Source organism: Mycobacterium parmense (assembly GCF_010730575.1).
GTDB lineage: Bacteria > Actinomycetota > Actinomycetes > Mycobacteriales > Mycobacteriaceae > Mycobacterium > Mycobacterium parmense.
In genome coordinates this window covers 1,585,894-1,604,858 of record NZ_AP022614.1, presented here as the reverse complement: position 1 = coordinate 1,604,858, position 18,965 = coordinate 1,585,894, and the positions used below count along the sequence as shown (strand labels likewise).

The following is an 18,965-nucleotide window of genomic DNA, read 5'->3' as shown; positions in this document are numbered from 1 at the left end:
GTGTCACCACGTCACGGGAAGCTCGTAAACGCCGTAGGCCAGCGCGTCGTGCTTGAAGGGGAGTCGCTCGAGCGGAACCGCCAGCCGCAGCGTCGGAATGCGGCGCAGCAGGGTGGGCAGCACGATCTGAAGTTCCATGCGGGCCAGCTGCTGACCTACGCATTGATGGCGCCCGTAGCCGAACCCGACGTGAGCGCCGTCTTCGCGGGTCAGGTCGAGCCGCTCGGGGTGGGGGAACTGGCGCGCGTCCCAGTTCGCCGGGGCCACGTCGAGGATGATGCCCTCGCCCGCGCGGATCGTCTCGCCGCCGATCTCGATGTCTTCGACGGCGATGCGGCGCTGACCGGTCTGGATGATGCTGAGGTAGCGCATCAGCTCCTCGACGGCGACGGCGACGGCCTTGGGGTCTTCGGCGTCGCGCAGCAGCGCCAGCTGGTCGGGACGGTCGAGCAGGGCCGCGACGCTCAGGCTCAGCATGTTGGCGGTGGTCTCGTGACCGGCGATCAGCACCCCGGTGGCCAGTTGGGCCGCCTCGCGCACGCTGAGCTCCTCGGCGTTGACGCGCTCGGCGAGGTCGGACACCAGATCCTCTGAGAGGTCATTCATTTTGGTCCGCACCAGCTTGGCGATGTATTTCGCCAGCGAGGCGGCGCCTTGCGCGGTGTCCTCGGCGGTGGCGTAGCGGCCCATGCCCCGCTGGGCCTGCGCCTGGAAGAACTCCGCGTCCTCATACGGCACGCCGAGCAGCTGGCTGATGACCAGCGACGGCACGGGCAGCGCCAGCGTGCTGACGATGTCGCCCGGGTTGGGGCCGGCCAGCAGGGCGTCGATGTGGTCGTCGGTGATTTTCTGTACCGCGGGGCGCAGCGCCTCGACCCGTTTGAATGTGAACGGCTTCGACAACATCCGCCGGAATCGGGTGTGCTCTTCGGCGTCGGAGGTGAAGACCGACCGGGGCCGGGAGTGCACCGTCGCCAGCATTCCCTCGTTCCAGTGCGGATATCCGGGCAGCCGGTCGTCGACGCTGGTGCGCGAGTCGGTGAACAACGCGCGGATCGCGTCGTAGCCGTGGATCAGCCAGGGGGTGCTGCCGTCCCAGATCCGGACCCGGCTCAGCTGCCTGTCGGCGTTGAGGTTCAGCGCCTCGGGAGGCGGCGCGAACGGGCAGCCCGGCGCCCGCTCCATTGGGAAAGCCGGGATGTCGGTGGTGGTCGACGTGTCGGTCATTGCCCTCCTCGGTTATCGCCTGTTCGGTCGTGCCCGATCATGTTCAACCGGCGGCGCTGACATGGACGGGCGCGCGCCACAGCCCGACGATCGCGTCGATCAGCCCCTCGCCCGCCACCGGCCATGCCGACCGCGACCGTGGGCCGTGGTCGGCCAGTGCGCTCTCGTGCTCGGCGCAGGTGTGCATGAGCAGATTGCGCACCATCACCATTCGCTCCGATCGCACCCGCCGGGGCAGGTCCGGGAGGCAGCGATTGATGCCGTCGATCGTCTGCACCAGCAGTGGCGAGGCCAGCGCGTCTTTGGTGACCACGTGGCGATAGGTCGGGTCGGCCATGGCCTGCGCGGCGAATCGCGCGTACCAACTCGGCGTGCCCAGGGCGGCAAGATGATCCGTCAGCGGCCGCACCAGCGCTCCCACCCAGTCGCGCAATTCGGTCGAATCACCGATGGCCGCCAGCATCTGCGCCCGTAGTTCCTCGATGGGCGCGCGGTGTTTGCTTTCGATCGCCCGCAGCAGGTCGGTCCGGCTGCCGAAGTGATAACAGGCCGCGGCGTTGTTTCCCTGTCCGGCGGCCTCGCTGATCTGCCGGTTGGACACGGCATACATGCCGCGCTCGGCGAACAACAGCTCGGCAGCCGCCAGGATCGCCTCGCGGGTGCCCACCGACCTCTCGGAACGACTGGCTCGCTCGGCTGTCACCGCCTCAGTGAACACCGCCCACCACGTTAAATCAAGCAATTTATTTAACGTTCGCAACCATCCTCCCGTCAGCCCGATTTCATCGGCGTGACGCCCGAGAACATGCGCCGCGGAATACAGTCGCGGTATGAATCCGCTGCGGCGGGTGGCGCGCAACCCGACTGCCTACCGCCGGCTCATTCTCGATGCGTGGCCGCTGGCCGAAGGTCTGGAGTCCGTGCTGCGATTCGCCACCGGCGGGCGACGAGGGGTGCTGGACCTTGCCGGACTGCCCAGCGCGCAGATCACCACGAAGGGCCGCAAGACCGGGCTCGCCAGGACAGCGACGGTCCACTACGTCGCGGCCGCCGACGGGCTGCTGGTGGTCGGCTCCAACTGGGGCAGGCCAGACCACCCGTCGTGGTCGGCGAATGTCAAGGCCGCAGAACGGGTTATCGTGCGCCGACGCGGCCAGCGCTTGGAGGCGAAAGCGCGTCTGCTCACCGGGGACGAGCGCGCCCGGGCATGGGCCACGGTTGTCGCGCAGTGGCCGAACTACCAGATCGCGCAGGACCGCGCCGGTGGCCGTCGGTTCCGCGTCTTCCTGCTGACACCCACGTCGTGACCCCGGCCGCGGCGGCCGCGGTCAGCTGGGCCTGCGCAGATGTGACCCCAGCAGCTGCTGCCACCCCTTCTGCATCTTGTCGAACTCGTCCTCGCACAGTTCGGCTCGGTCCTGCGGCAGGTCGCCGGACGTCACGATGGCGGTGTTCGCCGTCGGGTTGGAACCGTAGATCCAGCATTCCCAGTTGTACATCCGCGTCAGGTCCATGGAGTGGCCGTCCCAGAAGGGCAGGTCGTTCGCGTCGCCGGACTCCTTGGCGCTGAGCTTCCACTCCTGGGCGGTGTCGGTCGCGATGCGGACGCCGTTGGGATAGGGCTGCCCGTCGGCGCCCGGGGTGAGCAGCATGAAGGCCGACAGCTGGTCGGCCACGTCCTCCTCACGTCCTGTGAAGGCGAGGTCATAGATCGCGAGCGTGGCATGGCCGAGCTCGTGGTAGGCCGCCGAGATCGCCTCGTCGACTGCGGGAGTCGCCGGATCGGGATTGCCGCTGGCCGCCGACAGCTGCTCGGCGTGCTCCCTCGCCTCGTAGCACAGCTGTATCTCGTTGGTGGGCGGGTCGTAGAAGTCGTTGTTGGTGTTGCACTGCTTGCCGACCACTCCCAGGTCCGACGGCAACACCAGCGTGTCTTCGATGTGCTGCTCGAGGTCCTCGAGCACCTTGGCGTCCTGCATGATCTGGCGACCGCGCTGCGCCTCCGGCGTCAGCGCATCCTCGTAGCGGATCTTCACCCGTCCGGAGGCCGGCGGCGGGGGCGCCGACGAGGTTTCGGCCGTCGGCTCCGCGCTGCGTTTGGTGTCGGCCTGCGGGCCGGCGGTCCGGCCGCATCCCGCAGCGGCCACCACCACGAGCGTCGCCGCCAATCCCGCCCTGAGTGTTCCCACGGAGTCAAACGGTACGTCACATCGCCTGGCGCATCCCAGGATTCACCGGATGTCTCAGTGAGACTTCTGCAGGCGCGCTATCTCGTTGCCCCAGACCGACTGGGCGCCGGCGTCGCCGACACGGTAAGTCTGGATCGTGGACGAGATGCCCACGGCCAGAACAACTATTGCGACGATCATCTGGGTGGCCCGGCGGGGCTTGTCCGACCGTCGTTCGACCAGGCGCAGCCCGGCGAGCGCCACCGCGACCACTAGCAGCGCCGCGGCGAAGTAGACCATCAGGCTGCCGCGCGCTGCATGTTCGTTGAGGATGGGGCTCGGTTTGGCCCTCAGGTCATAGAGCCATTGCCCGGCATTGATGGTGATGGGAGTCAAAACCATTGTGACGGCAGCCAGTACGAGCGTGAGCCAAAGCAGTTGACCCCGCCGGGCGGCGGGCCACAGACCGCAGAGGATCTCCAGCAGCGCGGTCAGCGGCACCAGCACCACGACGGCGTGCAGCAGCAGGGCATGAGCCGGCAGCCCGTTGATGACGTCCATGGAACTCCTCAGCCGGTGGGACGTTCGCAACCATAACGCCGCCGCGGCCCGCGATCGTTCGTCGACACGATCGATTGCCCGGGCTGTCCGCTCATCACGGGACCCGGCGAGCCTCGCTCAGCCCCCGAGCCCCTTCTTCACGGCCGCGTCCTGCTTCTGGCCTACATCGGTGACGAAATCCGGCGGTGCCAGGGAGTCGCGCGGGCCGTCGAACTCGAGGGTCACCAGAGCTTTGCCCTCGGTGAACAGCAGGATCGTCACGCCCTTGCTGTTGTCGGGTGAGTTTCCCAGCAATGTCGTCCCGCCCGTGCCGACGTTCAGGGGCTGCGTGGTGGGATCTTTGACGGCGCCGCCCTGGGCTCCCTTCGCCGCCTGGAGTGCGCTGGCCGCGGCGCCCGGGTCGGCGTACACCGCGATGGTGTCCTTGATGACGTGGCCACCGTCCTGCGTGCTGAAGGTCGTCGCCACACCCGGCTGCCCGTTCGGGTTGCTGGTCGGCGGGCTGGCCGTGAATGTCTCCGGAGCCTCGATGTCCGACGCCTGAATCAGCAGATTGGCGTAGTCGCCGGGTTGACCCGCGGCCGGCGAATTCGGGGCGGCGCCGGCCGCAGTGGTGGAGGAGGCGGACGACGACACGGACGCCGAGGACGAAGACGGAGTCGCCGTTTTGCCGCCACAGCCGGCCAGGGCGACCGCCAGGGCCGTCGCCGCGCCCGCAACCACCAACTGCTCAACCCTCATCGCACCGTGCTCCCTTCCGCGCCGGCGAAGCCGCACGCCCCGCATCGCACAGTACAGACCTGCGCGGCGGGGGCAAGGCGCCGAGGGCCGCGGGGGGGTTATTCCAGCTGGTCGCGCAGGGCGCGCAGCGTGTTGGCAAGGATCCGCGAGACCTGCATCTGCGACACCCCGATCCGCTCGGCGATCTGGCTCTGTGTCATCGATTCGAAGAACCGCATCCGCAGAACGTCCTGCTCGCGCCGCGGCAGCCCGGCAACCACCACGCGCAGCGCCTCGCGGTTGGTGATGTGCTCGAGCTCGGGGTCGATGCTGCCGACCGCGTCGGCGACCAGTCGAGGGGTGCCCGAACCGTCGGCGCCCAGCGGCGCGTCGAGGGAATCGAGCCGGTAGGCGTCGCCGGCTACCAGACATTCGACGATCTCCTCGTGCGGAACCTCCAGCGCCTGCGAGAGCTCACCGGCGGTGGGCGCACGCCCCAGTTTCTGTGCCAGCTCCCCGGTGATCCTGCTGATCTGGACGTGCAGCTCGCGCAACCGGCGCGGCACGCGCATCCCCCAGCTGTAGTCGCGAAAGTAGCGCCGGACCTCGCCCATCATTGTGGGCACAGCGAAACCGATGAAGCTGGGTCCCTTGTCGGGGTCGAAGCGGTTGATGGCGTTCATCAACCCCAGGCGCGCGACCTGGGTCAGGTCGTCGATGCCTTCGCCGCGCCGGGCGAAGTGGCTGGCGACGTGGTCAGCCAGGGGCAGGCACCGTTGCACGATCAGTTCGCGTTGGCGGCCGTACTCATGGGACTCGGCCGGCATGTGACGCAGCGCCACGAACATTTCGACCACGTCGTCGTAAGAGTCGTCCGATCTTCTGCCGGCGACCGGTTGCCGGACGGTGGTAGGTGCAGTAACCGGGGCAGTGATCACGTCGGTCATCGGCCACAGCGTCTCGGGTGTACCTGACACAAAGTGGAAACGCCTGCGCGAGAACAGGTTTGCATTGTAAAGCACTTCCTCTGATCGTGTGCGGCGAGGTGTTGCGACCGTGCGCAAATTGCCTCATTGCACGCGTATCCGATGTGACGGTCATCCAAGATGCACGGACACTGATCACGGGAAGGGACTCGGGAATTCATCGCCTGAGACCTGGCCCCAGCAGCCGTACGGCTGACTGGCCGCTTTGAGCTAAACGGCGACTTGTCCACAACGGACTTCAGTGGTGACTATACGCCTCATGGCTTGACGGCGCGATGCGTGGCCCGAAGTTCCAACCAAGGTCGTGAGCACACCGTTCGGCCACAGGGTGCGCGTCCGTCAGCTAACTGTCGATAGCCCTTCGCCGCTGGCAAATCTTAATCAGGCAAACCCTGGGCGGCTTCGGGATCGTGGGCGCGAGCCGACCAGCCGGTCGTGGGGACCTGGTGGTTGCTGACATGTTCGCGTCCTCGGCGGCCGCGCGGGCAGACGGCGCTGTTCAGCGCCGACAGGCCGGGCGCCGGATCGGCGGTTGCGGGGTTGGTTAGGGTTGCTCATGCTCGCGCATGCCGTCGGCCGGAGACGTTTTGTACGGCTCACGTTGCCCAGCCTGTTGCATGGTGTTCGGCTGATGTTCGCACCCGGCCTGCTCGAGCCAGTCTCGAAGATGCCGCGAATTACTCTCTGGCGCAACGGGTTACAAGGACGAGCGCGATGAGCGAGAAGAACATTCTGGCGGGACGCGCCGCGGTGGTTTCCGGCGGGAGCCGGGGGATCGGACGCGCCGTCGTCGAACTGCTCTGCGATCTGGGGGCCGGCGTGGTCGTCAACGGGCGTGACACCGATGCGGTCGAAGAGACCGTCGCCGCGGTCACGGCGTCGGGGGGTAGCGCCACCGCGGTGGTCGGACCCGCCGACGACGAATCTGTGGCCGCCGCGCTCGTCGACGAATGCGTCAGCGCCTTCGGACGGCTGGATGCACTCATCAACTGCGCGGGCGCCGCGGAGCCGCAAGGCTCCTCGATCCTGACGATCTCGCCACAAGAATTCGACCATCTCATCGGCGCCCACCTGGGCACGACGTTCCACACGTGCCGGGCGGCGGCCCGCGTCATGGCCGATCAGGGACACGGGGCCATCGTCAACACCGGCTCGGTGGCATTTCTGGGCTCCTACGGGGGAACCGGCTACCCCGCGGGCAAAGGCGCGGTCAACGGGCTGACCGTCGCCATCGCCGCCGAACTGAAGGGCCGCGGGGTGCGGGCCAACGTGGTGTGTCCCGGCGCGAGGACGCGGCTGTCCACGGGCCCCGAATACGAGAAGCACATTCGCCGCCTGCGCGAGCGCGGCATGCTCGACGAGATGACCATGCGCGCATCGCTGGACAGCCCCCCGCCCGAATTCGTGGCGCCGATCTACGCCTACCTGGTCAGCGACCTGTCCCGCGACGTCACCGGCCAGATCTTCGTCGCGGCAGGCGGATTCGTCGGCGAATTCGTTCGGCCGACGCCCCGCGTGCTGGGCTACCGCGACCACCATGACGCCGGACCGTGGTCGGTGCAGGACCTGCACACGATGATCGCAGACACGGCTACCGGCTGAGCAGCGAGCGTCTCTGTCCACGGCGGACGCTTCGGCCTACGCTATCTGGCGAACCGCAGGAGGGCGTCAGACGATGCAACCGAACCCGCTCGACCCAGTTGCCAGCGAACGGCTGTCACACGCCGGCAAAGTCTTCACCTCGGATCTGTCCATCAACGAGTTCGCCCTGCTTCACGCTGCCGGATTCGAACCGATCGAGCTGGTGATGGGCGTTTCGGTCTATCACGTGGGCTATCAGTTCACCGGCATCAAACAGCAGTCGGAGTTGCCCGTGCTGACCGACGCGACCTATCGCGCGCGCTGGAACGCGATGTCACGGATGCAGGCCGAGGCCGACTCGCTGGGCGCCGACGGGGTGGTCGGCGTCCGCCTCGAGTGGCGGCACCAGGGCGAGGGCGGCGAGCATCTCGAGTTCATCGCCGTGGGCACGGCGGTTCGCTACACCGAGAAACCGGGGGCCTACCGGCGGCCCAACGGGCAGGCGTTCACCAGCCATCTGTCCGGTCAGGAGATGACCACCCTACTGCGCTCCGGCTACACACCGGTCGCATTCGTCATGGGCAACTGCGTGTTCCACATCGCCGTGCAGGGATTTCTCCGGACGCTGAGCCAGGTCGGGCGCAACGCGGAGATGCCGCAATGGACCCAGGGCAGTTACCAGGCCCGGGAGCTGGCGATGTCGCGTATGCAAAGTGAGGCGGAGCGCGACGGTGGAAACGGCGTCGTGGGTGTGCATTTCGCCATCTCGAATTACGCGTGGGGGCCCCACACGGTCGAGTTCTACGCGGCGGGCACGGCCGTGCGGCGCACCGGCGACGCCCAGACGCTGACGCCGTCGTTCGTTCTGCCGATGAGCGATTGATGACCGGATTCGATCACGACCGGGTCGTCCGTGTGGTCGGCGGCGCGCTGGCCGGGCCCGGGGGAGTCGCATTGGTGGTCAAGGTCTTCTGCGGGGTCCCCGGTGTAACCCTCGTGCCGGCGCGCCGCGGCGTCTTCCGGGCGCAGCCGGAGCGGATCCAGATCGGCGACTGGCGCTACGAGGTCACCGCCGACGGGCGCCTGAGTGCCGCCCACGTGGTGAACGGCATCGTTCTCGCCGAGGAGGTGGTTGCCGCCGCCATGGTGGGTCCGCACATCACCAGGGCGCTCGGGCAGCTGGTGACCAGCTACGGCGCCACGATTGTTCCCAATATCGATGCGGCTCTTGACGTTTTGGAAACAGAAGCCGGCTTCTGAACGACCAGCGGACCAGCGTTTATGCGGCCGGTCGTCACCGCTGGTGCGGATCCCGCGCCGCGACACCGCCGTCGCCCCGGCGTGTGTGCCCCAGCGAACCGGCGGCCCGCAACACGCCGCGAAAGGCGTAGGCGGCGGTCACGATCGTCAGGCAGATCAACAGGACGAACATCACCAGCCAATTACTCCTGCTGTGGTTGACATCCCACCAGATGATCGTGAACAGCAGGACGCAGAGCAACAGCACCACGTCGCGCCAGTTGCCGCGGTAGGACAGTGCTGCCTTGCGCAACGCGCGGCTGCGGTCTGCCGAGTCGATGATGTCGTCGATCCTGGCGTCGATGGTGCGTTGCAGTTCCGTGCGCCTGGCTGTGGCGTCCGGGGGAAGCCTGTCGAGCAGATCCATGTCCTGCTTGATCAGACCCCGATAGTCGGGGCCTTTGAACTGGCCGGCAGCGATGCCCAGCATTGCGCCGCCGAAAACGGGTGCACTGTTGAGCGCGATTTGCGCCAGACCCACCACTTCAGCTCCTTCGTCGGTCCACGGTCAACACCGGTTCGTTGCGGATCAAGCGAACCCGGGAAGCGGGTCAACCGCCGGCCGCCCGCCGGTCAGGAGGCTTGCGGAGCACGACGGCGCGATCGCGGCAGCTCGGCGCCCTGTAGCGCATCCATGGCGCGCGCCAGCCGCGGGTAGGCGATCGCCGGCCCGATCCAGCGGGTGAGATAGCGGCGCAGATCGGCGCCGGTGCGGGGCGGTCGGCCCGGGTCGGCGAGGAACGAGTGCAGCAACCGCAGGCAGAATTCGTTTAGCTCGTCGAGGTCTGCCTGGTCGAAACCGTAAGCCGTCCAATCGATGTCGTAGCGATGCAGCATGGACCGACCGAACGCCAGCGCGGTGTCGGAGACTATCGAGACTTTCTGACCGCCGCGGTGGCGCTGGTTGAGCACGAAGTCGACCTGGTTGTCGGAGGCCAGTTCCTCGATGGCGAACGCCATCCCCTCGGTGAGCGCGACGACCGGGTCGGTCACGCCCCGGATCCGGGTGGCCAGATGATCGAGAAAGCCGTCGGCCGAGCGCATCGCCGTCGCGACCAGCAGGGCCTCGGTCCCGGGGAAGTATCGGTAGACCGTCTGCCGCGTCACGCCGAGAGCGCGCGCCACGTCGGCGATCCGCATCGCTGACCCGCGCTCGTCGATGATCTTCTCGGCGGCGTTGAGGATGCGTTCGATCGCCTCCTCGTCGGAGGAGGGCGTGTTACCCGCCCAACCGTGACTGCGCATGCCTAGCGCGCGGCAAACACGTAGTCGCTGATCCGCACAGCAGGATCATAACGTCTCACGCGCCGCCGACGTCGCTGCTCACACCCGCCACGCCGGACGGGCCGAACCCGCTCCCGCGGGCGCAGTCGGTTCAGGCCACAGACGCGCCGAGGATGAGGTTGACCGCCTCGTCGAGTTGCCCCGCGATCTCGTTGAAGGTGACGAAGCGCGCGGTCATCAGGGCACCGGCGAACGTCATCTGCAGGGTGGACTTCACCGCGCGAGGCCAACCGGGGCCCAGCGCGGCCCCGATCCGCCGGGACACCTCCTCGCCGATCTGTTCCCGCAGCGGCTTGACCGCGGGGTCGTCGGCCATCAGGGCCGCCCCGCAGGCGGCGGTCAGTTCGGGTTCGTCGGCGACGACGACGGCCATGTCGCGCAGCGTCGCGCTGACCCTGGTCTTGGTGGTGTCGTTGACGTCGACGTGGCGCGGCAGGTCGCGCAGGAAGCGCAGGTAGACCGCCGCTACCAGAGCGCTCTTGGACGGGAAGTAGGTGTAGGCGCTGGCCGGTGACACCCCGGCGCGGGTGGCCACGGCGCGCATCGTCAGGTTGGCGTAGGACGATTCCCGCAACTCCGCCAGACCGGCGTCGAGGACTTTGCGGATCGTCTCACCCGGCCGGCGGTCGGTCCGGCGCGCCGTCCCGGCGGCGGCGCCGTCGGGAACGACGGGCCGGGCGGCCGTATCTTTGGACACCGGTCCAGTGTATGTGGCTCAGGGAGCGCGGTCCCGTCCTCGTGGACCGCAGATTGCGGACATCTGTCCAGAACCGGCGGGTCGGCGCGGCGAGCGGGGCAGGGCTCTATGGTGGCGTCATGGCCGAGGCGGACCGGCGCCGGTGGGACGAGCGGTACCTGACGAAAGGCACGCCGGCGGACGCGATCGAGCCGCCCGGTGTGCTGTCGCGTTACGCGGACGTATTCCCGACGGGCGGAAGGGGTCTGGACCTGGCCTGTGGTCAGGGGCAGGGGGCTGTGTGGCTGGCGGCGCGGGGCATGGAGGTGCTGGGGCTCGACGTCTCGCCGGTCGCGATCGGGCAGGCGCGGGATCTGGCGCGGCGCCATGGCGTCGCCGACCGCTGCCGTTTCGACGTCGCCGACTTCGACGACGGCCTGCCGAACGGTCCGCCCGCGGACGTGATCGTCTGCCACAGGTTCCGCGACCGCCGGCTCGACCGGGCGATCATCGATCGGCTGGCACCTGGCGGCCTGCTGGCGATAACCGCCCTGAGCGAAATGGGCGCTGCCCCCGGGCCGTTCCGGGTGGCGGCCGGTGAACTGCCGGCCGCGTTCGCAGAGCTCGACCTGGTCGCCGCCGGCGAAGGAGAGGGCCTCGCCTGGCTGCTCGCCTCGCGCGCCTAAACGCCGATTCGCGTGTACATTTCGGTCTTCCGGTAGGCGGCGTCCGGTAGTGTCCCGGAAATGGAGCGGCGTGAGCTCGAGGCGGTCATCTACGAACGCGAGCCACCGATCGCGCGGATCATCCTGAACCGGGTCGACAAGGCCAACACCAAGGATGCCGTGCTGGTGACCGAAGTCGACGACTGCCTGCACGAGGCCGATCGCGACAAGGAGATCAAGGTCGTCATCCTCAAGGCCAACGGCAAGGGCTTCTGCGGCGGCCACGTGGCCCGTTGGGCGCCGGACGAAAACCCCTATCCCGACTTCGGAGACACGTTCGAGGATCTCTACAAGGGCACCGCCGATCTCTTCCTGTGGCCGACGCTGTATCTGTGGGAATTTCCCAAACCCACTATTTCCGCGATCCACGGCTACTGCATGGGCGGCGGCATCTATCTCGGGCTGCTGACCGACTTCTGCGTCGCGTCCGAGGACGCGTATTTCCAGATGCCGCTTGCCCAGAGCCTCGGGGAACCCGGCGGGCACACCATGATCGAGCCGTGGTTGCTGATGAACTGGCACCGCACGATGGACTGGCTGCTGCTGGCGCCGACCCTGTCGGCTCAGCAGGCCCTGGACTGGGGACTGCTCAACAGGGTGGTGCCGCGCGAGGACCTCGAGGACGTCGTCGAGGAGATGGCACGCAAGATCGCCCAGATCCCGTTGACCACGTTGATGGCGGTGAAGAACAACGTGAAGCGGGCGTGGGAGCTGATGGGCATGCGAGTTCATCTGCAGGTCAGTCACATTCTGACCAACATGGTGGGTGCGGCCTCCGACGTGCAGGCACGGCGTGCCGAGCTGATGCAATCCGGCATGAAACCGCGCGAATTCGTCGACCGCGACGAATCGGGCTCTGCGCCAACATGAGACCGGTCGCACACTCGTCGCCGTCGTCGCACCCGGTTTCGTGTGCGGCGGGTCGGTCCTAATGATCGCCGGCGACTTTGCGCCCGGCGGCGTGACGCGCGGCGACGTAACCGAAGACCATCGACCCGGCGATGCTCGCGCCGGCGCCAGGATACGTTCGGCCCATCACCGTCGCGGTGGTGTTGCCGGTGGCGTAGAGGCCGTCTATCACCCGGTCGTGTTGATCCAGGACCTGGGCATGCTCGTTGGTGACCACGCCGCCGCAGGTCCCGACGTCGGCCGGTAACACCCTGGTCGCGTAATACGGCGCGCGCTCCAGCGGTCCCAGCGCGGCGTTCGGCCGATAGCCGGGGTCGCCCAGACAATCGTTGTACGCCGACTGGCCCCGCCCGAAGTCGGGGTCGAGCCCCTTGGCGGCGAACCGGTTGAACCGCTGCACGGTGCGCGTCAATTCTTCTGCCGGAACGCCGATCTGGCGGGCCAGGTCCGCGACGGTGTCCTCGCGTTTGACCGCCCCGCTGTCGAGCAGGGCGGGCGGCAGGTGCCGGTTCCGGTTGAACGGGTTGGTAGTGACCACGTATCGACGCACGTATCCTTCGTCGAAGATCATCCAGCACGGGACGGCTTTGTTGGCATACATCGCCTTGCCCACCTCCACGTAGGAGTTGGACTCGTTACAGAACCGCCGACCCGTCGAGTCGACGTAGATGGCGCCGGGACGCTGGCGTCCCGACCCCAGCGACGCCGCCGCCGCGCCGCCGTTGGCGATGAAAACCGATGGCAGCCACCACGCCTCGTCGAGCAGGTCGGTTTTGGCGCCCAGCCGCATCGCCGTCTGCAGCACCTCGCCGGTGTCCCCGGCGTTGGCGATCGACCACTGCCCCTCATTCGGCTGGTCGCCGCTGTAGCGGCGGCGCATCTCCTGGTTGTGTCCGAAGCCACCCGCGGCCAACAGAATTCCGCGGCGCGCCCGGATGTTCACGGGCACACCGCCACGGATCACGCGTGCACCGACGACGCGGCCCTCCTCGACGACGAGGTCCTCCAGCGCGGTGTCGGTCCACAGCGGAGCCTGCCCGTCGCCGAGTTCGATCAGCGCCTTGAGCATCTGGGCGATCAGCGAGGCCCCGTTGGTCAGCAGCCGGCGCCGGCGGACGCGCGCCGCCGCCGTGCGCAGAAACACCTTCGCCGCCACCGCGAACGCGCGCGGCGCCCGGTTGAAGTATTGGATGAAGCGCAACTCGTTGGTGAGCACCACGTACCCGTAGTTCCTGGCCAGCGGCGGCTGGACCTTGTCGCTCCAGCTTCCCAGCTGCGCGGCATCGAAGGGAACTCCCTCGACCGCGCGCCCCGAGGCGTTGCCGCCTTTGTGGTTCGGGTAGTAGTCGCTCCAGCCCGCGCAGCGGATCAGCCGGACGCCCTTGCGCTGCAGGAAGGTGATCATCTCGTAGCCCGCGGAAAGGAACATCTCCCGGCGTTCGAGGGAGGAGGGCGCACCGATGTCGCCGACCACGTCGGCGAGGTACGCCATCCCGTCTTCGTGCGAATCGGCGACACCCTCGGCGCGCATCAACGGGTTGTTCGGTAGCCAGACGATCCCGCCGGACAGGCCGGTGGAACCACCGACGAGCGATTGCTTTTCGACGATCAGCGGCTCCAGCCCGCAGTCCAGCGCGGCCAGCGCGGCGACCATCCCGCCCCCGCCGCTGCCCGCGATCAGCAGGTCGACACAGCGGTCCCAGCGGGTGCTCACCGCGCCGCCCCCTGCGCCCAGGCCGTGGCCGGGGCGGTGAACCCGAGATCGACCACGGGCACGTCGATGGTGGTGTTGGTCTTCTGGATCGCCGGCAGCAGCGTCTTATAGGGCAGGCCGGCCAGGAAACCGTCGATGACGCGCTCGAAGTTCGAGATCAGCCCCTCGATCCGGCTGGACAACCGCATGTATTCGAAGCCTCTGGAGTGCAGGCCCTTCTGCTGCCTGGGCAGGTTGGAGAAGTCCTGGGCGGGAATCGGCGGCCAGCGCGGGTCGTCCGGCGCCATGGGCTCCGGCGGTGTGGGCTTTGCCGTGACCACATCGGGCGGGATGCGCGTGAGCGACCAGATCTCGAACAGCGTCTCCTCCGGGCCCAGGGGACGGATCCGATACGACGAGGCGCTGCTGTACTGGGGCAGCAGAAAGTAATGGGGGAAGGCGAAATTGATCGCCTCGGTGATGCCGCGCCGCGCCAATTCGTTGAGATCGGGCATGTCGCAACCCCGTGCTCGATGCCACTTCACGATGGCGTCGTTGAGGGTGCTGCGCCAGAGGGCCATCGCCGCCGCCGGGTCGGCGGGTAGCTCCATGTTCTGCAGACCCTCGGCGATGCGGACGTCGTTCTCGTGCGTCATGCCCGCCATTCCCTCGCCGAGCGTGCGCATGAAGTACAGGTTGGTCTGCGCCAGGCCGGGCGGCCGGCCCCCCGGCCGTGACACCGCGCCGGGCTGCGACGACGGCAGCAGCTGCGGATGCGTCTGCGGAACGTGGTAACCCTCCATGAAGGCCGCCGTCGCCAGCTTCCAGTTCACCGGCAGCCGGCAGGCCTGCCACCACTCGACGCGCAGCGACTCCACCTTCCAGGCGTCGTAGATCGACGCGAAAGGCTCGAAGCAGTCGCGCAATCCGGGTGCGTCGTCGTCGAGGTTGATCCACGCGCAGCCGCCCCAGACCTCACACCGGACCGCAACCAGTCGCAGATCCTCCGGCGCCAGATTGTGCTCGTCGAACTCCTCGGGCCGCGCGACGTTGGTGTTACGACCGTCGATGCCCCAGCACCATCCGTGGAACGGACACACGAAGGTGCGCCCATTTCCGTTGCCCTCCACCAGCTTCACCCCGCGGTGCCGGCAGGCGTTGTGGTAGGCGCGCACGTTCTGCGTGTCGACCCGCACGACGATGACCGAGTCGTCGAGAATCTCGTACTCGACGTAGTCGCCGGGCTTGGGGATCTCCTCGAGGCGGCACGCCATCTGCCACACCCGCGGCCACAGCAGCTCGGCTTCGAGTGAGTAGAATTCGGGATCGTAGTAGCGCTGCTTGGGAATCCGGTCGGCACACTGGACCCCCCATGGCACCGGAAGCGGAGCCCAGTTCACGTCGGTCTTGCCCGTGGTAGTCATCTCGCGTCCCTTCTCCATGCCGGCGTCAGACGATCCGTGATGCCCGCCCCCGCCAGTAACGTTCACGAATGCGCCTCTTGTAAAGCTTTCCGTTGGGATCCCGCGGCAGCGCGGGGTCGAATTCGACGGTGCGCGGACACTTGTAGCCGGCCAGGCGGGCGCGGCAGTACTCGATGAGTTCGGTCTCCAGGTCGGGTCCGGCGACCACTCCGGCGGCCGGCTGGACGACGGCCTTGACCTCCTCGCCGAATTCGTCGTTGGGGACGCCGAATACCGCCGCGTCGACCAGCTTCGGGTGCATGATCAGCAGGTTCTCCGCCTCCTGCGGGTAAATGTTCACCCCGCCGGACACGATCGTGAAGGTCGAGCGGTCGGTCAGGTACAGGTATCCGTCCTCGTCGACGTAGCCCACGTCGCCCAGGGAGCGCCACCCCCGGTCGTTGCAGATCGACGCCGTCTTGGCGGGATCCTTGAAATACTCGAAGTCCGGTCCACCCTCGAAGAACAGCTCCCCGGATTCGCCGGTCCCCACCTCGTTGCCGTCGTCGCCGATAACGTGCACCGGTGACATCGGTATGCCCACCGAGCCCGGATGGGCGAGCCACTCCTCGGGTCCGATCGTGGTTCCCGCGAATCCTTCTGTGCCACCGTAATACTCGTGGATGATTGGACCGAGCCACTTCATCATGCGGTGCTTGACGTCGACCGGGCACGGCGCGGCCGCGTGAATGACGCACCGCAGGCTCGAGACGTCGTATTTCTCCCGGACCGATTCGGGCAGCTTGAGGATGCGCACGAACATCGTCGGGACGAACTGTGCGTGCGTGACGCCGTGGTCCTCGATCAGGCGCAACACGGTTTCGGCGTCGAACTTTTTCATGAGGATCGACGCGGCGCCCACCCGGTTGACCGCCATGGTGTAGTTCACCCCGGCCGCGTGGTAGAGGGGAGCGGGGGACAGGTAGACGCTCGACCGATCCATCCCGTATTTGTGGACGAGCGCCATCTGCAGCACCGACTGCGCCCATGAACCGTTGCCGTCGGTCCGAAGCGGCCGGCGCACGGCCTTCGGGCGCCCCGTGGTTCCCGACGAATAGAGCATCTCCGATCCGTCCGACACCGGTGGAGCGGCGCCCGCCCCCGCCAGGGCCTCCTCGTAGCGCCGCCAGCCCGGCAAGTCGCCGCCGACGCAGATGTGCGTAATCACCGCCGCGTTGGCGGCGTGGATGCGGGCGGCGAGTCCGGGCGTCGAGGCGGCGGTGGCGTCCACAAACACCGCCTTCGCGTCGGAGTCGTCGATGACATAGGCGACCTCGTCGGGCGTGAAGTGGATGTTGACCGCGGTGTAGTACAGGCCGGAAAGCTGGCAACCCCAGGTGATTTCGAGGAACTCCGGCCGGTTCGGCAACACCAGTGCCACGCCGTCGCCGCGGCGCAACCCGGCCTCGTGCAGCACCGCGGCGACCCGCCGGCTCCTGTCGTGCAGCTCGCCGAACGAGATCGTGTCGCCTCCGACGATCAGGGCCGGCGACTGCGGGGCCGTGCTCGCGTGGTCGGCGATGTTCACTGCAGAGCCCTAGGTTGTGGCCGTTGCGCCATCGCTCGATGCGGCGGCCGCGGCCTGCCGGCGGGCCTGCTCGGACGGCAGCACCTTGTCCTTGAACACCGTCTGGATCAGCTGTTGCACGTCCTTGCTGATCGACGCCAGCGCGACCAGGTCGTTTGAGCTCTGCCAGTGCACCCGCATGCCCATCAGCTCCCAGGCACGCTTGAGGTTGGCCTTGGTCGCGAGCAGCGTCGTCAACGGCGCCTGGGCGATGTGGCGCGCGATGGCGTCGACGCGGGCGTCGAGTTGGTCGAGCGGCACCACCTCGTTGACCAGACCGACCTCGAGCGCACGCTTGGCGTCGATCACCTCGGCGAGGTACAGGTAATAGGCCGCGCGCCGCCAGTTCATGAAAACCCAGGGTTCGATGGAACATTCACCCGAGGGCATGCCGAAACCCTGCAGCGGCGGGTAGGAGAAGTAGGCGTCCTCGGAGGCGATCACGATGTCGGTGGTCAAACCGTAGTGCGTGCCGCCACCGACGCAGTAGCCGTGCACCTGGGCGATGGTCGGTTTGGAGAACTCCCACAGGTTCAGCGTCGGTTTGACGAACAGGTCGGTCTGCGGTTTCCACGGCGTGCCCATGACTTTGGCGCCCTCCACGAACGCCGGATAGTCGACCGCGTTGTTGCCGATGGCGTGCCCCGAACAGAAACCCTTGCCGTTGGCCTTGAGGATCAGGACCTTGATGTCGTAGTCACGGTCGGCGTCCAGCAGCGCGGCGTCGACCTCCTCGGCCAGCTTCTGGTCCTGCGCGTTGGCCTTCTCGGGCCAGTTCAGCGTGACCTTCGCGACGGGCCCCTCTTTCTGGTAGATGATTCGTTCGCGGGTCTCGTTGAGATCCATGTGTCCGGCTGTTCCTTCCGTTACGTGGTGATGACGCCGATTTGGGCGCCGATGTCGTAGGTGGTGCCGACCTGGCCCGTCCATTGCACGGTGCCCGACGCCCCGGCCTCGATCTCCTGCTCGGCCTTCTCGGTGGCGATCACGTAGATCGGTGTGCCGGCGTCGACGTGTTCGCCGGCCGGCACCAGCAGCCCGGTGAGCTCGGCTTCGGCGACGGCGACCGATACCCGCGGGATGCGAATGATGAAGTCAGCCATGCATGGTCGTCCTCGTCGTGGACTCCAGAGTTCGCCGGGCGGCGGCAGCGATCCGCGCCGGCGAGGGATACATCTGCGCCTCGAGCGCCGCGGCGGCCGGGTTGGGCGCGAACCGGGTCGCCACCCGCTCGACGGGTGCGGCCAGCTCGCCGAACAGCTCGGATTGCAGGATCGCGGCGATCTCGGCCCCCGGACCGCCGAATTGCACTGCGTCGTGGGCGATCACGGCCCGCCGGGTACGAGCGACCGATCCGACGATGGTGTCGACGTCGAGCGGCACCAGGGTGCGAAGGTCGACGACCTCCGCGCTGACGCCGTTCTCGGCCAGCGTGGCAGCGGCCGCGAGCGCGTCGTGCACCGGGCGCCCGTAGCTGATGAGGCTCACGTCGGTGCCGGGCCGCTTGACGTCGGCCTGCCCCAGCGGGATAGAAAAGCCGGGATCGACCGGTACGGGCCCCTTCTTGCTCTGCAGCCGGATCGTCTCGATGAAAAGGCAGGGGTCGTCGTCGAAGATCGCCGCGGTCAGCAGGCCCTTGCCGTCGCGGGGGGTGGAGGGCACGATCACCTTCATGCCCGGGATGTGCATGAACCACGCCTCCAGGCTCTGCGAATGCGTGGCGCCGGTGGCCAGCCCGGCGTAGACCTGGGTGCGGACGGTGATCGGCGCGGTCGTTCGCCCCGCGGTCATGAATCGCAGCTTGGCGGCGTTGTTGATCAACTGGTCGGCCGCGATGCCGATGAAATCCATGATCATGATCTCGGCCACCGGCCGCATCCCGTCGATGGCCGCGCCGATCGCGGCGCCCACGATCGCGGCTTCTGAGATCGGAGTGTCCAGGACCCGGTCGTGGCCGTACTTGGCCGACAGTCCCGCGGTGGGGCCCGACGCGCCGGGATCGGCGATGTCCTCGCCGAGCAGGAACACCCTGTCGTCGGCGTGCAGCGCCTGGTCGAGCGCGAGGTTGAGCGCCTCGCGCATGGTCATCTCCCGTTCTTGCATGCG

Annotated in this window: 21 protein-coding genes; 6 read left to right on the top strand and 15 right to left on the bottom strand. The window is 67.7% G+C overall.

Going from position 1 to position 18,965, the window contains the following annotated elements; translation table 11 throughout:
* Nucleotides 1-3: 3 nt before the first annotated feature.
* Nucleotides 4-1,227, bottom strand: coding sequence for a cytochrome P450 (locus G6N48_RS07350; protein WP_085271042.1), 1,224 nt, complete (start codon nt 1,225-1,227; stop codon nt 4-6).
* 43 nt (nt 1,228-1,270) lie between these two features.
* Nucleotides 1,271-1,945, bottom strand: a complete 675-nt coding sequence (locus G6N48_RS07345; protein WP_085271041.1) for a TetR family transcriptional regulator — start codon at nt 1,943-1,945, stop codon at nt 1,271-1,273.
* Nucleotides 1,946-2,057: 112 nt separating this feature from the next.
* Here G6N48_RS07345 and G6N48_RS07340 point away from each other — a divergent pair, with 112 nt between their 5' ends.
* Entirely contained in the window at nt 2,058-2,534 is a 477-nt protein-coding gene (locus tag G6N48_RS07340) for a nitroreductase family deazaflavin-dependent oxidoreductase (protein ID WP_085271040.1), read from the top strand.
* 21 nt (nt 2,535-2,555) lie between these two features.
* Here the strand turns inward: G6N48_RS07340 and G6N48_RS07335 are convergent, their stop codons facing one another.
* The 4 genes from G6N48_RS07335 to G6N48_RS07320 form a co-directional block, all read right to left on the bottom strand.
* Nucleotides 2,556-3,416 carry a DUF4344 domain-containing metallopeptidase gene (locus G6N48_RS07335; protein WP_085271039.1) on the bottom strand — a complete coding sequence of 287 codons (861 nt, stop codon included), beginning with the start codon at nt 3,414-3,416 and terminating at the stop codon, nt 2,556-2,558.
* 54 nt (nt 3,417-3,470) lie between these two features.
* Nucleotides 3,471-3,956 carry a DUF2231 domain-containing protein gene (locus G6N48_RS07330; protein ID WP_085271038.1) on the bottom strand — a complete coding sequence of 162 codons (486 nt, stop codon included), beginning with the start codon at nt 3,954-3,956 and terminating at the stop codon, nt 3,471-3,473.
* Nucleotides 3,957-4,073: 117 nt separating this feature from the next.
* Nucleotides 4,074-4,697, bottom strand: a complete 624-nt coding sequence (locus G6N48_RS07325; RefSeq protein ID WP_085271037.1) for a hypothetical protein — start codon at nt 4,695-4,697, stop codon at nt 4,074-4,076.
* Between the two features lie 98 nt (nt 4,698-4,795).
* Nucleotides 4,796-5,611, bottom strand: a complete 816-nt coding sequence (locus G6N48_RS07320) for a SigB/SigF/SigG family RNA polymerase sigma factor (protein ID WP_372511152.1) — start codon at nt 5,609-5,611, stop codon at nt 4,796-4,798.
* A gap of 765 nt (nt 5,612-6,376) precedes the next feature.
* Between G6N48_RS07320 and G6N48_RS07315 the strand changes: the two genes are divergently transcribed.
* From G6N48_RS07315 to G6N48_RS07305, 3 genes are all read left to right on the top strand, one after another.
* Nucleotides 6,377-7,264 (top strand): SDR family NAD(P)-dependent oxidoreductase, encoded by an 888-nt coding sequence (locus G6N48_RS07315; protein WP_085271035.1) that lies wholly within the window; start codon nt 6,377-6,379, stop codon nt 7,262-7,264.
* A 73-nt stretch (nt 7,265-7,337) separates the two neighbouring features.
* A complete protein-coding gene (locus G6N48_RS07310) occupies nt 7,338-8,126 on the top strand; it encodes a heavy metal-binding domain-containing protein (RefSeq protein ID WP_085271034.1) in 789 nt (262 codons plus the stop codon).
* Entirely contained in the window at nt 8,126-8,503 is a 378-nt protein-coding gene (locus G6N48_RS07305) for a DUF5073 family protein (RefSeq protein WP_085271033.1), read from the top strand. The genes G6N48_RS07310 and G6N48_RS07305 overlap by 1 nt, the downstream gene beginning before the upstream one ends.
* A gap of 34 nt (nt 8,504-8,537) precedes the next feature.
* On the opposite strand, the gene G6N48_RS07300 is transcribed toward G6N48_RS07305, so the two are convergent.
* The 3 genes from G6N48_RS07300 to G6N48_RS07290 all read right to left on the bottom strand — a co-directional run bounded on the left by G6N48_RS07300 (nt 8,538) and on the right by G6N48_RS07290 (nt 10,523).
* Complete coding sequence (locus G6N48_RS07300; RefSeq protein ID WP_179969931.1) at nt 8,538-8,972, bottom strand: hypothetical protein; 435 nt, start codon at nt 8,970-8,972, stop codon at nt 8,538-8,540.
* Between the two features lie 143 nt (nt 8,973-9,115).
* Entirely contained in the window at nt 9,116-9,787 is a 672-nt protein-coding gene (locus tag G6N48_RS07295) for a TetR/AcrR family transcriptional regulator (RefSeq protein WP_085271031.1), read from the bottom strand.
* Nucleotides 9,788-9,917: 130 nt separating this feature from the next.
* Entirely contained in the window at nt 9,918-10,523 is a 606-nt protein-coding gene (locus G6N48_RS07290; RefSeq protein WP_085271030.1) for a TetR/AcrR family transcriptional regulator, read from the bottom strand.
* A gap of 119 nt (nt 10,524-10,642) precedes the next feature.
* Between G6N48_RS07290 and G6N48_RS07285 the strand changes: the two genes are divergently transcribed.
* Both G6N48_RS07285 and G6N48_RS07280 read left to right on the top strand, forming a co-directional pair.
* Entirely contained in the window at nt 10,643-11,188 is a 546-nt protein-coding gene (locus G6N48_RS07285) for a class I SAM-dependent methyltransferase (protein WP_085271029.1), read from the top strand.
* A 60-nt stretch (nt 11,189-11,248) separates the two neighbouring features.
* A complete protein-coding gene (locus tag G6N48_RS07280; RefSeq protein ID WP_085271028.1) occupies nt 11,249-12,097 on the top strand; it encodes an enoyl-CoA hydratase/isomerase family protein in 849 nt (282 codons plus the stop codon).
* Nucleotides 12,098-12,155: 58 nt separating this feature from the next.
* Here G6N48_RS07280 and G6N48_RS07275 read toward each other — a convergent pair whose 3' ends face one another.
* Genes G6N48_RS07275 through G6N48_RS07250 form a run of 6 tightly spaced genes read right to left on the bottom strand, consistent with a single transcriptional unit; the run spans nt 12,156 to nt 18,962 of the window.
* Entirely contained in the window at nt 12,156-13,850 is a 1,695-nt protein-coding gene (locus G6N48_RS07275; protein ID WP_085271027.1) for an FAD-binding protein, read from the bottom strand.
* Nucleotides 13,847-15,253, bottom strand: coding sequence for an aromatic ring-hydroxylating oxygenase subunit alpha (locus G6N48_RS07270; protein WP_085271051.1), 1,407 nt, complete (start codon nt 15,251-15,253; stop codon nt 13,847-13,849). Before G6N48_RS07270 ends, G6N48_RS07275 begins: the two co-directional genes overlap by 4 nt.
* Nucleotides 15,254-15,278: 25 nt before the next feature.
* Nucleotides 15,279-16,820, bottom strand: coding sequence for an AMP-binding protein (locus G6N48_RS07265; RefSeq protein ID WP_163670805.1), 1,542 nt, complete (start codon nt 16,818-16,820; stop codon nt 15,279-15,281).
* A gap of 9 nt (nt 16,821-16,829) precedes the next feature.
* On the bottom strand, nt 16,830-17,705 hold the full coding sequence (locus tag G6N48_RS07260) for an enoyl-CoA hydratase-related protein (protein WP_085271025.1): 876 nt from the start codon (nt 17,703-17,705) through the stop codon (nt 16,830-16,832).
* A 20-nt stretch (nt 17,706-17,725) separates the two neighbouring features.
* Nucleotides 17,726-17,962 (bottom strand): lipoyl domain-containing protein, encoded by a 237-nt coding sequence (locus tag G6N48_RS07255; protein WP_085271024.1) that lies wholly within the window; start codon nt 17,960-17,962, stop codon nt 17,726-17,728.
* Nucleotides 17,955-18,962, bottom strand: coding sequence for an alpha-ketoacid dehydrogenase subunit beta (locus G6N48_RS07250; protein WP_085271023.1), 1,008 nt, complete (start codon nt 18,960-18,962; stop codon nt 17,955-17,957). The genes G6N48_RS07255 and G6N48_RS07250 overlap by 8 nt, the downstream gene beginning before the upstream one ends.
* Nucleotides 18,963-18,965: the final 3 nt, after the last annotated feature.

Bases quoted from the DNA above. Each gene is read 5' to 3' on its own strand.
- G6N48_RS07295 (WP_085271031.1), bottom strand. From the start codon at position 9,787: ATGCGCAGTCACGGTTGGGCGGGTAACACGCCCTCCTCCGACGAGGAG.
- G6N48_RS07255 (WP_085271024.1), bottom strand. From the start codon at position 17,962: ATGGCTGACTTCATCATTCGCATCCCGCGGGTATCGGTCGCCGTCGCC.
- G6N48_RS07315 (WP_085271035.1), top strand. From the start codon at position 6,377: ATGAGCGAGAAGAACATTCTGGCGGGACGCGCCGCGGTGGTTTCCGGC.
- G6N48_RS07305 (WP_085271033.1), top strand. From the start codon at position 8,126: ATGACCGGATTCGATCACGACCGGGTCGTCCGTGTGGTCGGCGGCGCG.
- G6N48_RS07270 (WP_085271051.1), bottom strand. From the start codon at position 15,253: ATGACTACCACGGGCAAGACCGACGTGAACTGGGCTCCGCTTCCGGTG.
- G6N48_RS07285 (WP_085271029.1), top strand. From the start codon at position 10,643: ATGGCCGAGGCGGACCGGCGCCGGTGGGACGAGCGGTACCTGACGAAA.
- G6N48_RS07350 (WP_085271042.1), bottom strand. From the start codon at position 1,227: ATGACCGACACGTCGACCACCACCGACATCCCGGCTTTCCCAATGGAG.
- G6N48_RS07250 (WP_085271023.1), bottom strand. From the start codon at position 18,962: ATGCAAGAACGGGAGATGACCATGCGCGAGGCGCTCAACCTCGCGCTC.
- G6N48_RS07330 (WP_085271038.1), bottom strand. From the start codon at position 3,956: ATGGACGTCATCAACGGGCTGCCGGCTCATGCCCTGCTGCTGCACGCC.
- G6N48_RS07325 (WP_085271037.1), bottom strand. From the start codon at position 4,697: ATGAGGGTTGAGCAGTTGGTGGTTGCGGGCGCGGCGACGGCCCTGGCG.
- G6N48_RS07340 (WP_085271040.1), top strand. From the start codon at position 2,058: ATGAATCCGCTGCGGCGGGTGGCGCGCAACCCGACTGCCTACCGCCGG.
- G6N48_RS07300 (WP_179969931.1), bottom strand. From the start codon at position 8,972: ATGCTGGGCATCGCTGCCGGCCAGTTCAAAGGCCCCGACTATCGGGGT.
- G6N48_RS07260 (WP_085271025.1), bottom strand. From the start codon at position 17,705: ATGGATCTCAACGAGACCCGCGAACGAATCATCTACCAGAAAGAGGGG.
- G6N48_RS07310 (WP_085271034.1), top strand. From the start codon at position 7,338: ATGCAACCGAACCCGCTCGACCCAGTTGCCAGCGAACGGCTGTCACAC.
- G6N48_RS07280 (WP_085271028.1), top strand. From the start codon at position 11,249: ATGGAGCGGCGTGAGCTCGAGGCGGTCATCTACGAACGCGAGCCACCG.